This window comes from Aliivibrio logei, from assembly GCF_001691055.1.
Classification (GTDB): domain Bacteria; phylum Pseudomonadota; class Gammaproteobacteria; order Enterobacterales; family Vibrionaceae; genus Aliivibrio; species Aliivibrio salmonicida.
The window spans coordinates 197556-218968 of record NZ_MAJU01000008.1 but is presented as its reverse complement, the minus strand read 5'-3'; the positions used below and the strand labels follow the sequence as shown (position 1 = coordinate 218968).

Sequence of the window (21413 nt, the reverse complement as noted above, 5' to 3'; positions counted from 1 at the left end):
TGCATTGGAATGATTCATGGAAGCCCTCTACAAAACTCATAAGTATGAATTTTATAGAATACTCCCATTGCAATTTAATTCTGATTAGCTCACGGGGATTATGATGCAGCTATAACTATTATGTAATTGATAGTTTTAATCTATTACAGTCCGAAACCGATCTTAGGTTGACGGCGAACAGAACGAACACCCCATGGTGCTAAATCTGGTTTTGGTTGGCCTTCGAAATCACCAAGGCAAATATAACCTTTAGAAAGGTAACGGAATAGGAAATCGCCACCATCTAGTGAGCCTGTTCTGTCATCACCAAACGGTAAATGAATACGCTCAATATGAAGATCTGATGCTTTTTTAAAAGCAGCATAAGCCGTTGAGTTAATGTCGTATGCATCTAAATTTTTCAAGAGTGCTTTATCTGACATTTTTGCTTTCATACGAGCAAATATCATGATTAAACGTTTTTGTCTTTCAGAAGAGACTATGATCATTTCCATTATAGGAACTCCTTTCAAAAAAAAGGAATTATATAGTAAGCCTCAGCCTACTTCTATATTCACTTTATATCGCTACAGACAACTGCTTAATTACACAGCGATATTCATAACAATCTATAATCTCACCATCCACAATGGTAAATTCAGGCTTAAATCCAACTTGTTTAAAGCCATTTTTCTTTAATACCTGTTGCGATGCAAAATTGTCAGTCGATGCGGTCGCTGTCAGTGATGATAACCCCAATGTGTCTTTAGCAATATCAATCAATATTTTGGTCGCGTAGGTTGCAAGTCCTTTTGAAACAAAATCTTCACCAATTCGATACCCAATAGACGCCGATTCCTTTTCTTTATTAATATTGTAAAGATTGGCTCGACCACAAATAACACCAAGATCATCTTTAAGTAGCATTGGGTATGTTTTCCCTTTCGCGTATTCAGAAAGACAACAAACAATGTGTGCTTTTATACCTTCTTCATCAAAAAAATCGTCATCTCTCGCTTCAATAAAAGATTCAAACCATTCTTTATTCGCCAATTCAAACGCCAGCAATGCTGATGCATCGTCTATCGTAAGTAGATGTAATACCGCCATAGCCAATCCCTCTTATTTTTATGACTTGCTTTACCTGATTATAGACAAAAAAAAGCCGCGAGATAGGCTCGCGGCTTTTTATTTTTATCTTTCAATCTACAAAGCGTAAATCTTACAAACCTTGTTGATATTGATCGTTAGTGTTGATTGGAACCATTGTAAACAACTCTTCTTGCACACTCGTATCGCCATTCAATAACTTCTCAAAGTGTTTCACTAATTCGACTTTATTGGCTTGTTCTTTAGAACCACCACCAATGTTCGTTAAATCAATGAAGAACTCATCAAACAGATCCGATAAATCAGTCACGATATCCATGTTTAAGAATTGCTCGTGGTTGTAAATACTTGGGTAGCCGCCTTTTTGCTTATCGACTGCAAATGAAATACCTTTCACGTTTGTAATCGTGGTGGCTTTTTCACACTTCAACATACAACCTGCTTCAATCGATGGTTTGTTACAACCTACGGTTTGTTGGAAGAAACATTGACGGCTTGTCATCATCAAAATCGGATGATAAATGCTGTATACCAACTTAAAGTTTTCAGGACGACGAATGTGTTTAATTTGACCTTTATTGATCTCATTTGAGATAAAGGCACCAGCACAATTCAACGCTTCTTTCATCGTAATTAGCGCATGTGAGTTTGTTGTGTTTAGTAATGGACCTGCGATCCACTCTATCCCCATTTCAAACGCTTTATATGCTATACCCGTATTATTCGTTACGATACGAGTTGGTTTTGCTTCTTCTAATACTTTCACGGCTTCGTCGTAATCTTTACCAATCAGAACCGCAGGGAACCATGGGATTAAACGAGGGTTTTCTAAGAAGATATTAATGTATGTTTTATCACGCTTTTTAAAGCTTTCTGGTAATTTGAAGTAAATGTCTGCGTCAGTCACATCACATATGTTCAAATCGGCAACATCAGAAATCAGCATCGACAATGTCGGTTTCTCTTCGACTTTTGGCTGCTGTACTAATGCCGCAACATCTGTGTGTTTAATCACTTCTTTAGAACCATTCAATAAGAAAGCGACTTTCTCTTTAAGCTCAGAAAGCTCTCTGAATGGAACGGCTAAGTTGTCTCCAAGCTCTGAGAAATCGTAACCTTCAAGAAGGTAATCTGGCGTAATCACGCCTTTAAAGCGCTTCTCTAGCTCTTTTGAAGTGATCGATTTTTGACCGGCTTCGCTCAGTAGTGATGTAGATTTCACTTCAAACGTTTCTTGATCGTCTTTACTTGGTGTAATGATCACCGTTAGTGGCTCACCTAATACCGCTTTAAACGCAATCGTAATCGCAATTTTGTCGATACTTAGAGACTTCACTTTTTCTTCAAGAGTGGCACCGATTGCATTTTTATCAGTGTAAAGCTCTTGTTTCACTTCTTGGATTTGAACAACATCAATCGCGTTACTCTGATCAACCGCGTAATTTACGCTGTTATCACGAGGATTATCGATAAACATGTCTTTGGTCAAATTCCCTTTTAAGAATTTGTTGGTTAAACCACGGTTGAAGACTTTATGTAGATTCGAGTCATCTTCATATAGCTCACCCGTTTCAATAAACGTATTAATGTTTTTACGCCAGTTTTCCACCACAGTATAGACATAGTGAGCGCCTTTAATACGACCTTCAATTTTCAGTGAATCCACTTTCGCGTCTACAAGTTCCGGTAAATCGAAGTACGCTGAATTATCTTTTAGATTTAATGGGAATTTGTTACCCGCTGCGGTAATTTCATATTCATCACGACACGCTTGACTACAACGACCACGGTTACCAGAGTTACCCACACTCACTGAGCTTGAATAACATTGGCCAGAGAAAGCAATACACAACGAACCATGCACAAACACTTCCGTTAGGATATCGTGTTCATGGGCAACGGCTGTCATTTCTTTGATTTCGTCGATATTCAGTTCACGGGATAAGTTCACACGTGATGCACCGACTTTTGAAAGGAAGTGAATTTGACCTTCATTGTGCGTCGTTAACTGAGTAGAAGCGTGAACATCTAATGTTGGGAAGTATTTTTTAACTAAGTTAAACACACCCAAATCTTGAACGATGATGCCATCAATAGTTGTGTTCACTAATTGATTAAGTAGCTTCGCTAATGATTTAATTTCATGTTCAAGAATAACAACGTTTAATGTCAGGAATACTTCACAACCGTATTCATGAGCAAGTCGTAACACGCCATTTAGTTCATCAAATGAAAGATTGGATGCTCGGTTACGGGCGTTGAACATATCTAGACCACAGTAAACAGCATTTGCTCCTGCAACGATGGCCGCTTTAATCGCTTCAACATCACCACCAGGTGCCAATAATTCAAGTTTTCTACTCATTATGAAATTGCTCGCTTCGGTTTTTATGTAATAATTTTTTTGAGGGGGCATTCTACTCGCCCCACGCTTTCATTACCACTCACTTAGGCTTTTATTGATCTAGATCATGACTTTTTCTTCGTGAATATCTTCGTTCTATTCGATAATATACCCATAAGGCTTTCTATTTTAGGCATTTAATCATGACATCACCCATTCTTTACTCATTACGACAATGTCCTTACGCTATGCGTGCTCGCCTTGGGATAATACATGCACATCAAATTGTCTTGCTTCGTGACGTCGATATGAATAATAAACCCGAAGAAATGCTGTCTATTTCACCTAAGGGGACAGTGCCAGTATTACTGCTAGAAAATGGCTCTGTCATTGATGAAAGCATTGATGTGATGGTATGGGCTCTCAACCAATCAGATCCTAATAATCTATTGTATTCACACGATAAAGCTCTATTGCCTGTGATGCTTGAGTTAATAAACCGCAGTGACACTGAATTTGTGGATGCCTTACAGAAGTACCGAGCCGCGTCTCGTTACCATGATGATAATGAAACAAAGTGCCGTAATATGTGTTGCGGATGGCTAATGGAAATTGAACAACGTTTATCTCAGCATGCTTACATTATGGGAGAAAAACCAAGTTTAGTTGATTACTCTATTTTGCCATTTATTCGCCAATTTTCACGAGTAGATAAAAAATGGTACGCTCAGGCGCCTTTGCCTTATTTACGTGCGTGGTTAGTAAACCATTATAATGACCCCCTATTTTCTAAAGTAATGATGACCTACCCAAAATGGAAAAATAATGATGACTCCATTTTATTTGGTGATGTCCACTCTCGTAAAAACAACGTTAATAACCTACATTCCGCTTTACCATAAAAAACTAAAGGTGCGTTATTCGCTAAAATTCCAATACTGACAGTGCCTTTTTTATAAAACATTAAAAACACTTACAAAAATAGAATAACTTGAATATAAGCCTAGCGATAACATTAAGTAAAGACTAGCTGTAAATAATATCAGGTATTAAATAAATAAAAAATAGTATTTAATTAACCTAAATAAAAGACATAGATTAACAGCGTTCCTAATATAATTAATAACTAATTTAATAGAACACTTTACACTCTATTTTATCTAACACTTAAATTAACTCTAGTCATAAAAAATGGAACTCTATGAGAAAGACAGTTATCGTAATTGCAATGTTATTTACATCCACTGCATTTGCAGGCAACCAAAACAATGGCTCTGGAGACATAGTCATATACCAATGTTACTTAAACCCTGTAAGCTGTTTTCCAGGATAAATAGAACCATTAACCGTATTTTTCATTCATTACCATGAAGTGATCACGTAAAAATGGTCACCAATTAAATCGACATATTAACGACATAAATAAAGATACAGATTATTATATTTGATGAATAAAATATTCATTCACAATAATTATAACTAGATAGTTGCACTTAACATTATTTAATAATCAGAAGTATAGAGGAATAAATAATGACAATGAAATGGGATCACAGAAAAGTGAGTATCGATGCCTTTAAACACGCTTTAAAAACACATGGTCATATCTCTTTACTTACCTTAGCTATTTGGAGCGATACGTTATCGAAACAAAAAGGATCGAATATAAAAGTAAAAAAAGTGTATTCTCTATTAGAGAACACTCCTATTCATGAAAAAGAAAAAGAACTATGACGTATTACTTAGTATATCTATTACTACAATAACAAATAAACCTCCTATGTATAGGGGAATAATACGTTACACTGAAATAGAATAACCAGTACTATATATAGCTGTCCGTTCCTAAATACCCATTAAAACAAAGCGAACGTTCCATATCGAAAAAGTGTTCATTCTCACCCGTGATCTGGTAGCCAAGTGCTGAATAAAAATCGACCACCTTTTGGTTACATTTAAACGCAGACAAGCTGACTTTAGTGACCCTGTCACTGTAGTATCGTTGGTAATATTTCATCACCGCAGACCCTACCCCTTTATTTTGATATTTTTCAAAAATAAGTAACAAATGAAAATGCACACTGGTTTGTTCTTGTTTAACACAAATAAATCCAAGTCTCTCTCCATTAAACATGATCCATTCAAACCATTCTTTTCGATACGAATCAGCAAAGTGCTGAGTTTGGAAAACCTCATCCCAACCAAAAGTATCTTCAATCGCAGAATAGAAGTATTTCTTATAAATAGAGAACAAAGAAGGATACTCACAAGCAGTGACTTTTTGAAAAGTAATTCTATCCATTGAATGCCCTATCTTGTCTGATTGTTTAAAGAAACCACCAACTACTGTTTAGTTTAAATATACTTCAATTGTAGACCATAACATGGCGATTCTTTGAGAATACAAGCGAATAGTTATTTAGTAATACTCTTTTCAAATTTAATTTTACTGTTTTGTGTTGAACCTTCATCCTCATAACCCGAAATATGATATCCACTCGAAATTAATAATTGCAGCATAGCCGGATAACGGTTCATCGATTTCACACTGACTTTGTGATAACCCAGAGCTTTCACCCATGATTCTTGTGTGCATCGAAGTTGAGTCGCAATCCCTATCTTCCGATAGCGAGGAATGACACCACCTAACCAACTGTAAAATTCGACACTCGACAATTGATATCCCATTTTATAAGCCACTGGCTCATGATTATCAAAGGCAATAAGAATAAGAGATTCAAGACCATTCAATCGTTGAATGATCTTTGCTTTATTATTCCGAGCATCGAACTCTGGAATTTGTCGATCCACAATGATCACATCATCTATTGTGCCCTGACGTATTTCGATGTTCATTTCATTCTCTCTGTTCAATGATACGTAAATCTTTCCTTTTATTCTTTATTTTCAACCATCGTTTTAATTTTGATGGCTTTTTCAAAATGATCCAGTTTATGCGTTGATATCCACCACGTTGCCGCTTCCATTAATAGTTCGGGATCATCATTCTTATTGGCAAAAAAAGCATAAAAAGACAATCCAACATTATCCCCTTTCTGCTCTATTTTCTTATTACACACAGCAATAATTTTATTTCTCAAACCGTCTTGCATTCCTATTCCTTCTAATTACTCTGTATTTTACTCAATAGGTAACGCGTGATTGCTTCCCCAATCAGCCCATGAACCGTCATACAACACCACATCGTTATAACCAATAGAAACCGCTGCTAGCATTAAAATACACGCAGTAATACCAGAACCACAACTAAAGAAAGATTGAGTTTCTAACGTAGGAATTCGTTCTTGAAAAATAGTACGCAATACTTCTTTATCTTGATAAGTAAAACCATCTAACAAGATAGCAAACGGAAGGTTTACCGAGCTAGGAATGTGCCCACTACGAACGCCTTCACGAGGCTCTGGCGCTTTGCCTAAAAATCGCATTTCTGCTCGTGCATCAACAATCGCTGCATTAGTATTAATGACATTGAGAACACTGGCTGAGTCACACGCAAGTTGATCATGCAGTTTCGCAACCGCATTACCCGTCGTTTGATTTATTGAATATTCAAACGCAATGTCTCGACCTTCTTCTATCCATTGTGGTAATCCTCCATCAAGGACATACACATTATCAAACCCCATCACTTTAAATGTCCACCACGCTCTTGGGGATGAATAAATACCTTGGTTATCATAAATAATAACTGTACTGTCCGTATTAATACCCAGAGCTTGCACTGCTTGTGTAAATTGACTTTCAGTCGGTAATGCATGAGTTTGAGAAGACGTAGGATCGCAAAAATCCGCTTCTACATCTAATTTTATGGCATTTGGTAGACACGAAAATACATCATAAGCCAAAGGTACTTTACCGACCACATTGGCCATGTACGCATCAACAATAACAATGTTTTCATCATTGATATGAGCAGCTAACCAATCTGTTGTAACTAAAGGATTGTTCATTATATTGTCCTTAATTAATGATTTTATTCGTCATAAGTAATTTGCATTACATCAGGGTAAATAAATTCATACCCCAGCGCTTCTTTAATCTTCTGATTGCTAATAAGTTTAAAGGCTTGGTTTTCTGATTCAATAAATGTTGGAGCGTCTACACCAATGCGCTGCGTCATTTCAGTATAAAATTCACGCTTTGTCGGATGCGTATCTGCACAAGCATTAAACGTTTTACCCCATTGGTTTTGTTTTATGATCTGCTCAATCAAACCAATGCAATCATCTTGATGAATCATATTCACTGCCGCATCTGGGTTACTCACCGAACGCCCACTTTTTTGAAAGAATCGACCTGGATTACGAGAATACCCCACTAATCCACTGAATCGAACTACAGTTGTAGCGAAAAAAACAGATTGAGTAAATAGCGTTTCAATTTGATATAAAGTAGAAGAGTCTTGCGCCGCTTCGGATTCTGTAACCACATCGTTAGTGTCTTTATATACCGATGTGGAACTAACAAAGATTACCCGCTTAACGAATGATTTTTCCAATGCTGAGATTAACGACATAAACCCGTCTGTATTTTTTGACGGTATCGCTATAATCAATATCTCTGATCCCAAAAACTCATCCCATTGTTGATCTGTTGTTGCATCATCAATATTCAAAATAAACGGAGTCACAGAGAATTCGTTTAAGCTATGTGCTTTTTCTTCACTTCTGACAGAGCCTTTAACACTAAAGCCGCACTCGACTAACTGTTTTGCTAATGGCAACCCTAACCAACCACAACCTAAAATACTAATTGATGTCATAATTATCCTTAATAAAGCTTCAATTGACTTTCATCAGATAAGACCCACGCACTATTGTGTGCTTCGAAACCAATTTTTGGGTAATACCCCTCAGCTTGTGGCGCTGAAAGTAATATTAATTTGCACTCAGGAGAGACCTCTTCCTTCGTCACCAGAATGAGATATTTCCCAACCCCCATTGATTGCACACTTTCATCAACAGCTAAATCAGAAAGATAACAACAAAAATTAAAATCCGTGACAGAACGAGCAACGCCAATCAATTCGCCATCGCCCCACGCGGTGACAATCAAATTAGAGTTATCTAACATCGCTTGTATTCTTGCTACATCGTCAATTGGTCTTCGAGCACCAAGAGTCGTTTTCTTCAATAATTCAATAAACTGCTCAGCACTCATTGGTTCATTTACTTTATAATCGATTTCCATGAATATCTCTTCTTAATTATCTTATTGTTACGACACCAAATTATTGTGATATATCCATAGCAAGTACAAAACGATGCTCACCCTCATCAAAATAATCTTGTTCTTCATTCAATAAATAAAAGCCATACGATTGATATAAAGCGTACGCGGATTGATTCTTAGGGCATACGGTTAATAATAATCGTTGATACCCTTTTGCATTTTTAATCGCCGTTTCTAATAGCTTTTTACCTAAACCACTCCCTTGTGCTTGTTTTGATACCGCCAAAGACAACACCCAAGCGTCTCCGACGGTACTGCTTGAAGGCACTTGAAGCAGATAACCAACAACGTCGTCATTCTTTCTTGCTACAAGTAATCCATTAGACCAACAATCAAAAGCTTGTCGAATAAAAAAAGAAGGGTATCCATGCGAGCCAAAAGCCTCTGTTTCTATCTCATGAATTCGTTTTATATCTTCTTTTCTTGCTTCTGTGATGCTTGTCATTAATTCCTTTTCCTACTTCATATTATTTAAAAATAATCACGTTAACCAATAATCTATACTCTTTGAGCCCACTCGCATAGTTAAAACTGATTCAGTCGTTGTGATAACTCAATAGAATAAAAACGCCTATAGTTATTCCAGTCAAGTTTCATTTTATTAAATATCGCAAGGAGCGTTAATCATGTTTAAACTTGCCCTTTTACCGACACTGCTCGCCTGCAGTTTTGCGGCAAACAGTATTACAATGACACCACAAACAGACCCACTGAATCCGACAGGCTATGTTGTATCAAAAGCAGAAATCAAAGCCGCTGAAGATGCAAAAACACTGGATCCAATGTACGATGTTTGGGCTAAAGCATTAGAAACCAGACCAAATACAGTTGTCGACCTCATCGACGTTGGTTCTGCAACAAACCCTGAAAACGTAAAGCGTGTCGAGCGTGTATTTCCTGCTTCTGAGTGGTTTTTCTTAACCCAAATGGCGGCACCAGAATACACTTATACTCGCTTCTTGCGTGCAATTGGTAAATTCCCCGCATTTTGTGGAGAATATACCGATGGACGAGACTCTGATGCCATTTGTAAAAAATCCATTGTTACCGCTTTTGCGCATTTCTCTCAAGAAACAGGCGGACACATCGCTGTTGACAATATATCGGACAATCCACTCGCTCTTGAAGAATGGCAGCAAGCATTAGTGCATGTTCGTGAAATGGGTTGGTCAGAAGGTCAAGAAGGGTATACAACAGGCTGTGGTCAGAATGATTGGCAAAACAAACGTTGGCCTTGTGCTGCTGGACAAGGGTATTTTGGCCGTGGCGCAAAACAGCTGTCTTACCACTTTAACTACGGTGCATTTTCTGAAGTAATGTACGACGGTGACGCCACCGTGTTATTGGATAATCCAGGAATTGTTGCTGATTCATGGTTAAACTTGGCTTCTGCTATCTGGTTCTTCCTTACCCCTCAAGCACCAAAACCTGCCATGCTGCATGTCATTGACCGTACTTGGAGCCCTTCTCAACGCGAGACTGACGCTGGTATTGGTTATGGTTTTGGTACTACGATTAATGTCATTAATGGCGGTATCGAATGTGGCGAGCAAAACAAAGACAAAGGACAACCAGTTAACCGTATTCGCTATTGGGAGGGATTAGCAAAGCACTATCAAATCCCTGTAGAAGCGGATGAAACAAATACCTGCTGGCAACAAACGCCTTACGGCAGTTTAAATCTTAATGGCGCAACAGATGTGCTTTATACTAACTGGGATGGCAATTGGAAATACTATCCAGATCGTCCAGAAGGTGCATCTTTTGAGTGTGAGCTTGTGGGTTTCCAGACCGCATATTCAGCACTCGTTCCAGGGGATTACGAAAAATGTGTCACTAACTTCTATGAGTCGCATGCGAACTGGCCTGTTACCCGTGTAGTCGAAACGCTACCAACAGATCCTACTGACCCTGGCACACCAGGTGATCCAAATAATACGTGGGATACAAACGCAGTATATAACACTGGTGATCAAGTGGTTGTAGATGGCGTGACCTATCAAGCACAATGGTGGAATCAAGGTGATAACCCAGCAACAAGTACGACAGGTGTTTGGTTAGCAGTTAATGCAGCAGTAACACCACCTGCAGAGCCAACCCCTCCAGCACCAATAGATCCAACACCAGTGAACCCAATGCCACCAACGGAACCAACAGATCCTAATTCAACATGGACTGCCGTTGGCACTTACAACACAGGCGATCAAGTCACGGTTAACGGTGTGATATATCAAGCTCAGTGGTGGACTCAAGGTAATAACCCTGAAACCTCTGGTGATTGGGGAGTTTGGAAGAAAGTATAATCGCTCTCTGATTCGTACATAATCGACGAATAAAAAAGCCCTTCAATATATCTGAAGGGCTTTGCTTTATCTTACGCTATCACTAAATCCATCGATTTAGCTTGTGTTTCTACATACCAAAACGCCAATAACGAAACCGCCCAAAATTGAAACAGATATTGAACATCAGAAGCCCCTGCTAATGTTTGCGATACCGCCATAGACGAAGTCACAAACAAAGAAGACAACAACCCTGCTTTTAGCAATGTTTTAGGTTTGTTTGGCAATATTTCTAGTTTTAGAAATGATGCGATCAACAAAATCACAGGAACAATTTGTAAAATAACCAACACAGGAAATAGATAATCAAACATTGGAACAAATAACGCGTCAGTTAATGGTTTTTTTGCCCATGTTCCTGCGATGTATTCTTTCCAACCTTCCCAACTGTCACCATGACTAGTTCCAAACAAAATTCCATAAAACTTATCTACCACACCATTCGAGAACCAAAATGGCGCAAATAACATATAAAATGGCAGATATTTAATCACTTCGATCGCTTTTTCTAATTTTTTCATCGTAATTTCCTAAGTAAAATAAAAGTAGTTAATTCATTTTTACTTAGTGGTTATTCCAGAAAAACACAAAATGTAAGATGCCGCCGTCGAATTTTTTGCACTTGCCGTTCTATTGGTTCGACAAATATGAGAGAGGTATATAAAAGAGGAATAACAAGTAATGTGATGCCAAGCAGCAACCACACACACAAAATAAGATCGTGTATGCTGTTATCAAATGACAGTAAATGCTCAACTAAATCGCATTTTTCAGCAATGGTTTGAGAGCCATTGTCGATAGTGGAGTCCAGTTGGTGAACTCTGGCTTGTGCTTCAATAAGGTGCTCTTGACAGCTTGACGTTACACCAATAAGTTGACTAAAACAGATAAATACACTTAAAAGAACAAAGCATAATAATAGCTTTGCCCTACTGTTTTTCTGTCTATCCGATATCAGTGCCGTCATCAAAATCCATGGTATAAAACGTAATAGTCATTGTTACAGGATCAATAAAGAATCACTATGATATACATCATTTTTTCATCTTTCAAAAAACATCTGCTTAGTTCATCAATGAGATTGCGATAATCCATACGGCACTCTTGTTTGTGCTAACTTCAAATAAGAGTGGATCTCGTCATTTTTATATTCTATTGCGGAATGAATATGTACGTTAGCGTTCCCTACAATCACAAAATCGTATTGATTCTCACCTTTAAAGATCGAAACATACACTAAGCCTTCCTTTAATTGCCAATGCCCTACCGTTTTCAACCTTTCAAATAGAGTGAACTCAGTTAAGCTTCCACTCTCTTTAAAAATCACTTCCGTAATGTAACCAGCAGTACATGATTTGATCCAATGCGATTCGTCGATCTCTTCAATCGTAAAGTCTCGCTTTTCTGCAAGCCATTTTTCATAATCTTGCTCATGGGTATGATTTAAAGACACTGACTCACGATCCACAATGGGGACTCCCTGCGTTTCTCTGAGAAACAACTGTTGAAAAATAGCGTCTTTATTTGGCATTGTTTATCTCCTTTAAAGATCGACATTAAAAATATGATCTTAGCTCTAAGATCCTCAAGTCCTAAATTCATCATAGCGTAATTATATAAATAAAAACCACGCTCATGATCGGCATAAAAAGAAACACCTAATAATCAACAGACAATAAAAAAGGCTTACCGCAGATTCTGCGATAAGCCTTTTATTCATTTTATTTTAATCTTACGCAGTCGCTGTTTTTTGGCCAACGGCTTGAGATTGGTTCTTTTCTTGCTCGGCTGCTTTCATTCTGAGTACAGCGATAGGCGCTGAAATAAAAGTAAAGCCAAGTAATACTGATACTGGTACCGCGGTAATCACGATGAATGATTGAAGTGCATTCAAACCACCATCACCCGCAATCAATAATACTCCAGCAACCACACCCATCATAATTGCCCAGAACAAACGCTGAGATCGAGATGGTTCATCTGTCCCCTCGACTGCCATAGCAATAGAATATGCCATTGAATCACCGGTTGTAGCAACAAACGTTGTCGTCAGTACTAAGAACGCGGGAATCAATAACCAGCTTAATGGCAATTGTTCTAATGACGCTAATAATACGGCCGGTAATCCCGCTTCTTGTAATGGTATAGAAATACTGCCCGGAGTTTGTAACTCAAGGAAAATACCGGTACCACCTAAAGCAGAGAACCAGAAATTCGTCGCGATTGGAGCGATGATTGCCACCGTAATAACAAGCTCTCGAATGCTGCGACCTTTAGAGATACGAGCAATAAAGATAGCCATCATTGGAGCAAAACCAATAAACCAACCCCAGAAGAACCATGTCCACCATGAATTCCATGCTGGATCCGCAGTGCTCAAGCTCATTTCAGGAAGATGTTGAATATAGTTACCAAAAGCAATACCAAACTCGGTAAAGATAAAGCTTGTTGGTCCTAGAACTAAAATCGCAACCAATAACGTCACAGCACCAATTACATTCATTCGGCTTAACCACTGTAAACCTTTGTCCATGCCAGAGAAGGCAGAGATTGAATAAATAGCAACAATCACAGATAAAATACCGATTTGGCTCATCAGAGAGCTTTCAAGGCCTGTGAGCACAGTAATACTGTAACTAAGTTGAGTAGCTAAGAATCCAATCGGACCAATCGTACCTGCAGCAACCGCAATAATTGAACAAGCATCGATCAACGAACCTAACCAATGATTTTCAAGTTTAGTACCTAGAATCGGGTATAACAACGCACGAGGTCGTAGTTTAATGCCACAGTTATAATGTGCGTACATGAGTATAATTGTACTTAAGGTACCTAATACCGCCCATGCTAAGAAACCCCAATGTAAAAAGCTTTGGCTTAACGCAGGAGTAACAGCAGCAAGAGTGCCGCCAGTGACATCAGAGAAACTTGGAGAAGGTGTAATGAAGTGGAAGATTGGCTCTGCAGCTGACCAGAAAACACCGCCGCCTGCAAGCAAAGTACACATTATCATGGCGACCCATTTAAAGGTGCCGAAGGTTGGTTTTTCCTCACCGCCCATCTTAATTTTGCCATAACTGCTCATCGCTATGATAAGGGCTAAAACAAAAGTGATTATCATCAACCACTGCCACCACAAGCCAAACATTGTCGATGCCGACATGAACATGGTTTGAATAGTTGCAGTAAATGTTGATAGATCAACAAGCGCAGCAAGAAGAAATAAAAGGATAAATCCTATTGTAAGTGTTGGAACAAGTTTGTCGCTAGTTTCATTACTATTTTTAGACATGGGTATCCCACTTGATTCGTGAGGGATCGGACTCTAGCAGCTTGAATTCATGAAAACCAGTGCAAACTTTTTAAAAAAGACCCAAAAACAGCATAAAAATTATGATATCAATCACAGTAAAAAATATTTTTGTATTTAAATTAAGTAGTTATGAGTTTCAGGTCTCATCTTTAAAATAAGTGCAATTAATTTACATTTTTTTCCAAAAAAACATCATAACGATTAAATTTCAACCAACTACAAATTCTATCTACGTCAATGAATAAACCGAACTTAACGTCAAAAAAAGCGTATTTATTGAGCACTTCGTTAAAGAATTTGCTTATTTTTAGCCATTATTTCCAGAATATCTTTACTGATTGTGAAATGAAAATTACCTCCCTATTTTTTCCATCTTAATTTTTTCGTCATCAATAAAAAAACACCAAAAATAAAAACAGCCGTAATAGAATAACGATATTCTATGATGAGAATCTTACTTTCGATTAACCATGGGAATTTATCTAAACCATAAGACAGGGCGTAACCCAAAAAAATAAACTGCCCTACCCCTAAACATAATCCGATACTTGAAAAGAGAGAAAAACGACGCCATTGAATCTGATTTACACCAGCGACAAAAGGGACAAACCATGCAATTGGCCCTAACAGTCGAGCAAACATCAACACAACATTACCTCTTGTCTGTAAAAGAAATCGACAACGAGCCAATAAACGACGAGTTGTAGGTTTCCATTTAATCAGTGAGTGTTGAGCCTTACGACCATAACGTTTTCCAATAAAATAACTTAATTGGTCTCCAAGCAAACCACCTAATAACACCGCGATTACCCCACCAATCATCCCTTGATGAAATTGGTAACCTGCTGCGATTAAAAAAGGTTCACCAGGAACAAATATATTTGGCCCAATGAGTGCATCTAACAATGCACCCATAAATAATGCGACTGAACCGGACATACAATACCTTTATCGATTCACACTATTTTTGTTCTGAATAATGACCAAACTTATATTCCATTTCGTTATTACGCATTTCACCAAAGAAAAAGCGGCGAACATTCGCTTTAAGATACGTAAACCCAATCTTAAATAAGCCTTCTTGATCTAATCGACGAGGGTCAAATTGAAAGGTCATTGGTAAGAATCGAAATCGCCATGTTTGACTGGCACGTTTTACGTAATCACAATCTTCGCATAACGTGATTTTTTCATCAAACCCTTGAAGATCACGATGAGCGCGTTGTGTTGAAAAAAGACAAGCACCGACAGTTGTCGGGAAAATAAATTGAGTGACAAATAAACCAACATTAAACAGCCCATAACCTAGCTTATGTACTGTTGGTAACCCTTTTGAGCCCATGTATATTCCTGCTACCTCGAGCTTTTTTTCATCGAGTAAAGATAACGATTTACTTAAAAAATCGGGCGATAAACATACATCAGCATCTAAAAATAAAATTCGTTCATATTTAGCCAATGCCGCTCCCGTATTACGGCCAAGACTGACACCGGTCGTGTCCATTTTATGAACCGTTAATTTAGGAAGGTCATCTTGAAAAGTAAGGGCGGTCTCACACGTTGAGTCGTCACTGTTTGAATCAACCACAATAACTTCGAATTTTTGGTGCGTTTGCTTAGTGAGATCACTCAATAAACGACCAATTTTTTTCTCTTCATTTAATGTGATGATGATAATACTTACTGAGCTCATAATCTTTCTCCATTTAATATTCAAACGTTATGAATTAACTTGGAGTAAGAATACAAAACCATCTCTTAATAAATAATGAGCAAGTTATTCATATTCAGTTAAGAAAGAAAAATAAAGAAATAACAGCAAGTTAGACAATGCTGTCATTTCTTCATCTGAACCGTTCTATTTTGTCATTGACTCATATTCACTCAATGCCACTTTGTACTTTATAAAAAACCAATCCGAATAAACCAACAAAGAGTAAAATGGTTATAATAAATTTCCACCAAAAATGTTTCATACTAATTCCCTTATTGTTCTATTAATCGTTATTTTTAAACGAGGTATCACATAGAAAAGAACAAATTCACTACGATTTAGATATTACCTTCTCCGCATTCACGGGAAAAATAGTGTCATAAATAAAATTATAAATATAGGCATAAAATAGATAGAAAATCACCATTCCAATATCGAGCACAAAAGCATCCCATATTGTTAGGTTTAAAAACCACGCCATAAACGGAATGGTTAAGAAAAGAAGTCCGCCCTCAAAACCTAAGCTATGAACGATTCGTACCCATGCCGTTTTTACTGCTGATCCCGTTTTCTTTACAAGGTAATTATCAAAGCCAATGTTGTAAACATAATTCCAACCTGTTGCTATTATGGAGAAAATTATGCCCATCACTCCAACATGCCCCATATTGAAACCAAGCTGACTGAGTACGCCAACAATAATAATTAGGCCAATAATCTCGAATAAAATAGCATGGCGAATACGGTCAAATCTTGTTCTCATTATGTATATCCAGAAGTAATCAAAAAAATCTATAACCTCAATTCTATACATAAAAACAGTTATAAAAAGTTAGTATCCATCTAAATTTCAGATACATCAGTGAAATCCATCATCTCATTTTATAAACCTAATATTACGTTTTTAGCTGTAGCACATATTTATCGCAAGGATTACTGTTAGTAACACGTTTGGTAATTGTTAACTCAAGGAGAAAGAAATGAAAGTTATCGTTCAATATACTGAAACTGGAATATATAAAGATCATGCTTGGGAAGCATCAAGCCTACGTATTAAAGGTCAGCTTCATGCAGTAACACCGTCTTATGCCGCTCAACTTATCGAACAAAGAAAAGCTCAACTACATACCGATCAAAATGACAGCATTGTTATTGTTAATTAGTACAATAAAGACATTGGCTTACTGATTCTTCACTGAATCAATAAGCCACGGTCTTTTCAAAACCAAGCATAAAGACAAATAATATCGATTATTTTAGCTCTAATAAATCCCATTTTGTGCCATAAAGATCTTGAAAAACAACAACGGTACCATAGACTTCTTTACGTGGTTCTTCATTAAATACGACGCCTTTTTTCTTCATCTCTTCGTAATCACGCCAAAAGTCATTCGTGTGTAAGAATAAGAATACACGACCACCTGTTTGGTTACCGACCGATTTCTGTTGCTCTTCATTACTCGCTTGCGCTAATAATAAATTCGTTCCATTGCCATTAGGCGGGCTAATTAATACCCAACGTTTTCCATCGCCTAGATCAGTGTCTTCAATTAATTCAAAATTTAATTTATGGGTATAAAATTCAATCGCATCATCGTAGTTTTCAACAACGAGTGCAACACTGCCTATTTTTTGTTGGATTGGTTTTTTCATTATTCTCTCTTTTAAACATAGTATGGTTAACCGATCAAATTATCATATGGATAATGTTCTGATTTGGTTGGTAGATAAATCGTAAATACAGTCCCTTCACCAAGTTGAGATCGTACTTTAATCTCCCCTCCCGTTTGGCTTAATAAACTTTGAGAAACAGATAATCCAAGCCCAGTGCCATCACGCTTAGTCGTATAAAAAGGATCGAAAATTCGTCCCAATTGTTCATGGCTCATACCAGTACCAAAATCTTCAACTTCAATTATCGCCCCCAAGTTTATCTCTTCTTCTTGCCACGTTCTGCTTCGGATAATGAGTTTACCTTTTGCGTTCATTGCATGAATACCGTTCATCTGTAAGTTGACTAATACTTGCAATAAGTGATGTCGGTTTACTTCAACTCTTGGGGGTTGTTCAAAATCAAATTCAACGTCGATATCCCGCTTATGTGCACCAGTTCGTACTAAAGTGACGCTTTCTTCAATAATAGGATTAATGTATTGCCAAGTAACCTCATCTTGAATCCCTCCCTGACGGCTATATTGAAGTAGACTTCGAGTAATATTACGAATGCGATCAATTTGTTCCATGATGGCATCTAACTCTTCCGATATAACGCTTGCATTATCACCGAGCTCATACTTGATCAGCTCTGCATTTCCTAATATCACAGCCGTTGGGTTATTAATCTCATGGGCAATGCCCGCGGTTAACTCCCCTAATGAGGCCAGTTTTTCACTCATGATCAATTTATCTTGAGCTTGCTTTAATAGCTTGATGTATTGCTCAAGCTCAATGGTTTTTTCATGCAAACTGGCGGTTCTTGATTCAACCTTTGATTCAAGCTCTTTTGATGCTCGCTGAATTTGGCTGTTTCGTAATTGCAATTGATCGAGCATATTATCAAATTGCTGCGCCAAACTGGCCAATTCATGCCCATTATCAAGACCAAGATCGCCTATTCGGTCATTCTTTCCAAGTTGAACGGATTTTACTACATAGTGAATTCTTTCAATTGGTTGGAAAAGATCTCTCGCCCCACGATGAACAAAAATAGTCGATAATAAGAGTGTTATAAGAATCGTGATGCCCGCTTGCAACAGGTTATAGATGTATTGTTTTAATAATGGCCATTCTAGATACCCGGTATACAGCATCCCAACAACATCCCCATTAAGATCAGTGATGGGTTTGTATGCCGAAATATACCAATCATTATAGACGTACGCTCTATTGACCCAACGTTCACCGTTTTCAATGACTTGATGTTTTACCTCTGGTGAGACTTCAGTACCAATCGCGCGTTCTTGTCCTGATATATCATCCGTAAACACATTCGTACTGATCCTCAAATCATCTAAAAATAAGGTCACCGTACCAACTTGCTCTGTGGCTCCCTTACCTTCTGGATAAATAAGATCTCTAATTCTATCAACCAAGGATGTGCTGTTATTCAGGATAATCCCACTGTCTATTATCCACTCTAAGCTGCCATGCTCATTGAAAATAGGGATCAGTGTTCGACTGATCAGCCCTCTCGTTTCAATAATGTTGTTATCTTTGTTTCTAATACTGACACGCTTAGGCAGATCTTCATCAATTTCAACTAAAGCGGTCTCATCCATCACTTGGAAAAACGTTCGAGATCGACCAAGGTACATTTGCCTTGCTAATGTCTCAGGTAACTTTTTTGCGTAATTGGCAGGATGTAATGAAATAAAGTCAGCATGATATTTAGCTGCCTGATTACTTGACCAGCGCTGTATATAATCTTGTCCATTTTTCAATTTAATTTGAAAGGCATAAGAATCAACAAAACCACCTAACTCTGCACTTTGTTCTCTCTGCAAAAGTTCAATACTGTTATTCGCAACAGAGAGTTTACTGCCTATATCATTTAAGGCATTCTGCCATGTGTAATGAATTGACCAAAAGGCCGTAATGATAATAAGAGCAAGCATTGTCAAAAATAACGGCACAGAGTTAAGCCACAATAAACGATAGCGCACCATGGTTTTTATACGACGCTTCCAAAGTGATGGCGATAACATCATGCGCTCTCTTCACTCCATTCTTTAAACTTACGCTCTAACGTTTTACGAGCAACCCCGAGTTGCCTTGCCGCCGCTGACTTATTCCCTTCATGCATATCTACAACCGTAATAATGTGTGTTTTTTCTACTTCTTTTAATGTCCATTGTTCAGGATAGTTATCTAACAATGGCATGCACTTACACTCATTTTGACTGTTCGGTTCCATGTTATTCGGTTGTGATACCGTAGATTGATTAGCTAAAGCCATATTTTGATGTAAAGGTTTATCACCTTGTAATCCTGACCAATGTTCTACCGGTGGTTTACCTAATAAAATACAACGTTCAATCATATTTTTAAGCTCGCGAATATTGCCTGGCCAATCATAATTTGCCATAGCGGCGATATCTTCATGCGCCCAATGAATCGGTTTCATTCCCATTTCTTTCGCTATCATTTGTGAGAAATGCTCTGTTAAACAAGCAAGATCCGATTTACGCTCTCGTAAAGCAGGCAAAGATACCGTCAACACATTTAAACGATAAAAAAGATCCTTTCTAAAATTCCCTTTCTCAACTTCTTCGATTAAATTACGATTTGTTGCTGCTACAATTCTTACATCAACAAGAATCTCTTTCTCTGAACCAACGGGTCGAATGGCTTTCTGTTCGAGTGCTCGTAATAACGAAGACTGCATTCCGATTGGCATTTCACCTATTTCATCAAGAAATAAAGTGCCTCCATTCGCCACACGAAACAACCCTTCTCGTCCTTTTTTTGCTCCAGTAAACGCCCCTGAAGTATGTCCAAACAACTCACTTTCTAAAAGATCGGGAGCAATGGCACCGCAGTTTAGCGGAACAAAAGGTCCTGTACGGTGACTCAATTGATGCAAACCACGAGCAACCAGTTCTTTACCAGTGCCTGATTCACCTTCAATTAATACGGCGGCGTTAGAAGGCGCAAGTTGGGCAATTAACTGTTTAAGCTGTAGGGTTTTATCCGCGTTGCCGATAATGTCGATTGGATTGTGTTTTTCAACTTCACGTTTTAACGCAAAGTTTGTACGTTCAACTAAGCGGCGATCCATACAACGCTTCACCGCTCGTAGCATATTCTCTAAATTAAAAGGCTTTAAAATAAAATCAGACGCCCCTAAACGAAGCGCTTGAATCGCGGTATCTAACTCGGCATAACCCGTCATAAAAATAACATCATAATGACGTGAATCACTCGCAATGCTCTCTTGCCATTCAAGCCCAGTTTGACCCGGTAGGTTAATATCTAAAATAATCAGATCAAGATGGTGAGATTGACGGATCTCTTCTGCTTCTTCAATTGTTCCTGCCGTGTGAACCTGACCAAATTGTTTGCTTAATGCTTTTCTAAGTATGGTTTGCATACCTATTTCATCATCAACAACAAGAACGGAGAATGCATGCCAATCTGATTTTGCTACCATAATATTTCCTAAGTGGGCTAAATTTCCCCGAGAAGTGGGTCAAAATGTCCTATTCATTCTAACGTTAAATTTGCATTTTGTATCCTTTCTATTGAGACATTTTGTCCTAGTCACATTTTTTGTAAGGTTTTTATGCAAGAATAAGTGCGAACCTGTTAATTATCATTAAGTTATCTATATAAGCATCAATATTAACGTTGGCATAGGGA

General features: G+C 37.8%; 24 protein-coding genes. 4 read left to right on the top strand and 20 right to left on the bottom strand.

Features of this window, described 5'->3' with window-relative positions:
• Positions 1 to 143: 143 nt before the first annotated feature.
• The 3 genes from A6E04_RS05175 to A6E04_RS05165 form a co-directional block, all read right to left on the bottom strand.
• Entirely contained in the window at positions 144 to 494 is a 351-nt protein-coding gene (locus A6E04_RS05175) for a hypothetical protein (protein ID WP_012550113.1), read from the bottom strand.
• A gap of 64 nt (positions 495 to 558) precedes the next feature.
• Complete coding sequence (locus tag A6E04_RS05170; RefSeq protein ID WP_017022710.1) at positions 559 to 1089, bottom strand: GNAT family N-acetyltransferase; 531 nt, start codon at positions 1087 to 1089, stop codon at positions 559 to 561.
• 112 nt (positions 1090 to 1201) lie between these two features.
• Complete coding sequence (locus A6E04_RS05165) at positions 1202 to 3454, bottom strand: peptidase U32 family protein (protein ID WP_026025543.1); 2253 nt, start codon at positions 3452 to 3454, stop codon at positions 1202 to 1204.
• 182 nt (positions 3455 to 3636) lie between these two features.
• Between A6E04_RS05165 and A6E04_RS05160 the strand changes: the two genes are divergently transcribed.
• Both A6E04_RS05160 and A6E04_RS05155 read left to right on the top strand, forming a co-directional pair.
• Positions 3637 to 4335, top strand: a complete 699-nt coding sequence (locus A6E04_RS05160; protein ID WP_065610313.1) for a glutathione S-transferase — start codon at positions 3637 to 3639, stop codon at positions 4333 to 4335.
• Positions 4336 to 4966: 631 nt separating this feature from the next.
• Positions 4967 to 5167, top strand: coding sequence for a hypothetical protein (locus tag A6E04_RS05155; RefSeq protein WP_065610312.1), 201 nt, complete (start codon positions 4967 to 4969; stop codon positions 5165 to 5167).
• 91 nt (positions 5168 to 5258) lie between these two features.
• Here A6E04_RS05155 and A6E04_RS05150 read toward each other — a convergent pair whose 3' ends face one another.
• The 7 genes from A6E04_RS05150 to A6E04_RS05120 form a co-directional block, all read right to left on the bottom strand.
• Positions 5259 to 5735 carry a GNAT family N-acetyltransferase gene (locus tag A6E04_RS05150; RefSeq protein ID WP_065610310.1) on the bottom strand — a complete coding sequence of 159 codons (477 nt, stop codon included), beginning with the start codon at positions 5733 to 5735 and terminating at the stop codon, positions 5259 to 5261.
• Positions 5736 to 5848: 113 nt separating this feature from the next.
• The gene (locus A6E04_RS05145) at positions 5849 to 6289 is read right to left on the bottom strand and encodes a GNAT family N-acetyltransferase (protein WP_065610308.1); all 441 of its coding nucleotides are present in this window, start codon (positions 6287 to 6289) and stop codon (positions 5849 to 5851) included.
• 38 nt (positions 6290 to 6327) lie between these two features.
• Positions 6328 to 6546 carry a DUF6500 family protein gene (locus A6E04_RS05140; RefSeq protein ID WP_017022716.1) on the bottom strand — a complete coding sequence of 73 codons (219 nt, stop codon included), beginning with the start codon at positions 6544 to 6546 and terminating at the stop codon, positions 6328 to 6330.
• Between the two features lie 27 nt (positions 6547 to 6573).
• Positions 6574 to 7404 (bottom strand): sulfurtransferase, encoded by an 831-nt coding sequence (locus A6E04_RS05135; protein ID WP_065610306.1) that lies wholly within the window; start codon positions 7402 to 7404, stop codon positions 6574 to 6576.
• 23 nt (positions 7405 to 7427) lie between these two features.
• Positions 7428 to 8216, bottom strand: a complete 789-nt coding sequence (locus A6E04_RS05130) for an SDR family oxidoreductase (RefSeq protein WP_065610304.1) — start codon at positions 8214 to 8216, stop codon at positions 7428 to 7430.
• A gap of 8 nt (positions 8217 to 8224) precedes the next feature.
• Positions 8225 to 8644 (bottom strand): GNAT family N-acetyltransferase, encoded by a 420-nt coding sequence (locus A6E04_RS05125; RefSeq protein WP_012550105.1) that lies wholly within the window; start codon positions 8642 to 8644, stop codon positions 8225 to 8227.
• Positions 8645 to 8684: 40 nt separating this feature from the next.
• Positions 8685 to 9131, bottom strand: a complete 447-nt coding sequence (locus A6E04_RS05120) for a GNAT family N-acetyltransferase (protein WP_065610303.1) — start codon at positions 9129 to 9131, stop codon at positions 8685 to 8687.
• Positions 9132 to 9312: 181 nt separating this feature from the next.
• On the opposite strand from A6E04_RS05120, the gene A6E04_RS05115 reads away from it, so the two are divergent.
• Positions 9313 to 10989 carry a chitinase gene (locus A6E04_RS05115; RefSeq protein ID WP_023603329.1) on the top strand — a complete coding sequence of 559 codons (1677 nt, stop codon included), beginning with the start codon at positions 9313 to 9315 and terminating at the stop codon, positions 10987 to 10989.
• 71 nt (positions 10990 to 11060) lie between these two features.
• Here A6E04_RS05115 and A6E04_RS05110 read toward each other — a convergent pair whose 3' ends face one another.
• From A6E04_RS05110 to A6E04_RS05080, 7 genes are all read right to left on the bottom strand, one after another.
• Complete coding sequence (locus A6E04_RS05110) at positions 11061 to 11549, bottom strand: hypothetical protein (RefSeq protein WP_017022720.1); 489 nt, start codon at positions 11547 to 11549, stop codon at positions 11061 to 11063.
• Positions 11550 to 11599: 50 nt separating this feature from the next.
• On the bottom strand, positions 11600 to 11995 hold the full coding sequence (locus A6E04_RS05105; protein ID WP_017022721.1) for a hypothetical protein: 396 nt from the start codon (positions 11993 to 11995) through the stop codon (positions 11600 to 11602).
• 105 nt (positions 11996 to 12100) lie between these two features.
• Entirely contained in the window at positions 12101 to 12559 is a 459-nt protein-coding gene (locus A6E04_RS05100; protein WP_065610301.1) for a hypothetical protein, read from the bottom strand.
• 201 nt (positions 12560 to 12760) lie between these two features.
• The gene (locus A6E04_RS05095; RefSeq protein WP_017022723.1) at positions 12761 to 14320 is read right to left on the bottom strand and encodes a BCCT family transporter; all 1560 of its coding nucleotides are present in this window, start codon (positions 14318 to 14320) and stop codon (positions 12761 to 12763) included.
• Positions 14321 to 14701: 381 nt separating this feature from the next.
• Positions 14702 to 15280 carry a DedA family protein gene (locus A6E04_RS05090; protein WP_065610299.1) on the bottom strand — a complete coding sequence of 193 codons (579 nt, stop codon included), beginning with the start codon at positions 15278 to 15280 and terminating at the stop codon, positions 14702 to 14704.
• A gap of 22 nt (positions 15281 to 15302) precedes the next feature.
• A complete protein-coding gene (locus tag A6E04_RS05085; RefSeq protein WP_065610297.1) occupies positions 15303 to 16034 on the bottom strand; it encodes a glycosyltransferase family 2 protein in 732 nt (243 codons plus the stop codon).
• Positions 16035 to 16386: 352 nt separating this feature from the next.
• Entirely contained in the window at positions 16387 to 16818 is a 432-nt protein-coding gene (locus tag A6E04_RS05080) for a PACE efflux transporter (RefSeq protein WP_065610964.1), read from the bottom strand.
• Positions 16819 to 17035: 217 nt separating this feature from the next.
• Here A6E04_RS05080 and A6E04_RS05075 point away from each other — a divergent pair, with 217 nt between their 5' ends.
• Positions 17036 to 17218, top strand: coding sequence for a hypothetical protein (locus A6E04_RS05075; RefSeq protein WP_012550096.1), 183 nt, complete (start codon positions 17036 to 17038; stop codon positions 17216 to 17218).
• A gap of 88 nt (positions 17219 to 17306) precedes the next feature.
• Here the strand turns inward: A6E04_RS05075 and A6E04_RS05070 are convergent, their stop codons facing one another.
• Genes A6E04_RS05070 through A6E04_RS05060 form a run of 3 tightly spaced genes read right to left on the bottom strand, consistent with a single transcriptional unit; the run spans position 17307 to position 21204 of the window.
• A complete protein-coding gene (locus A6E04_RS05070) occupies positions 17307 to 17708 on the bottom strand; it encodes a VOC family protein (protein ID WP_065610295.1) in 402 nt (133 codons plus the stop codon).
• 26 nt (positions 17709 to 17734) lie between these two features.
• Complete coding sequence (locus A6E04_RS05065; RefSeq protein WP_017022729.1) at positions 17735 to 19762, bottom strand: sensor histidine kinase; 2028 nt, start codon at positions 19760 to 19762, stop codon at positions 17735 to 17737.
• Complete coding sequence (locus tag A6E04_RS05060) at positions 19759 to 21204, bottom strand: sigma-54-dependent transcriptional regulator (RefSeq protein WP_065610293.1); 1446 nt, start codon at positions 21202 to 21204, stop codon at positions 19759 to 19761. The genes A6E04_RS05065 and A6E04_RS05060 overlap by 4 nt, the downstream gene beginning before the upstream one ends.
• Positions 21205 to 21413: the final 209 nt, after the last annotated feature.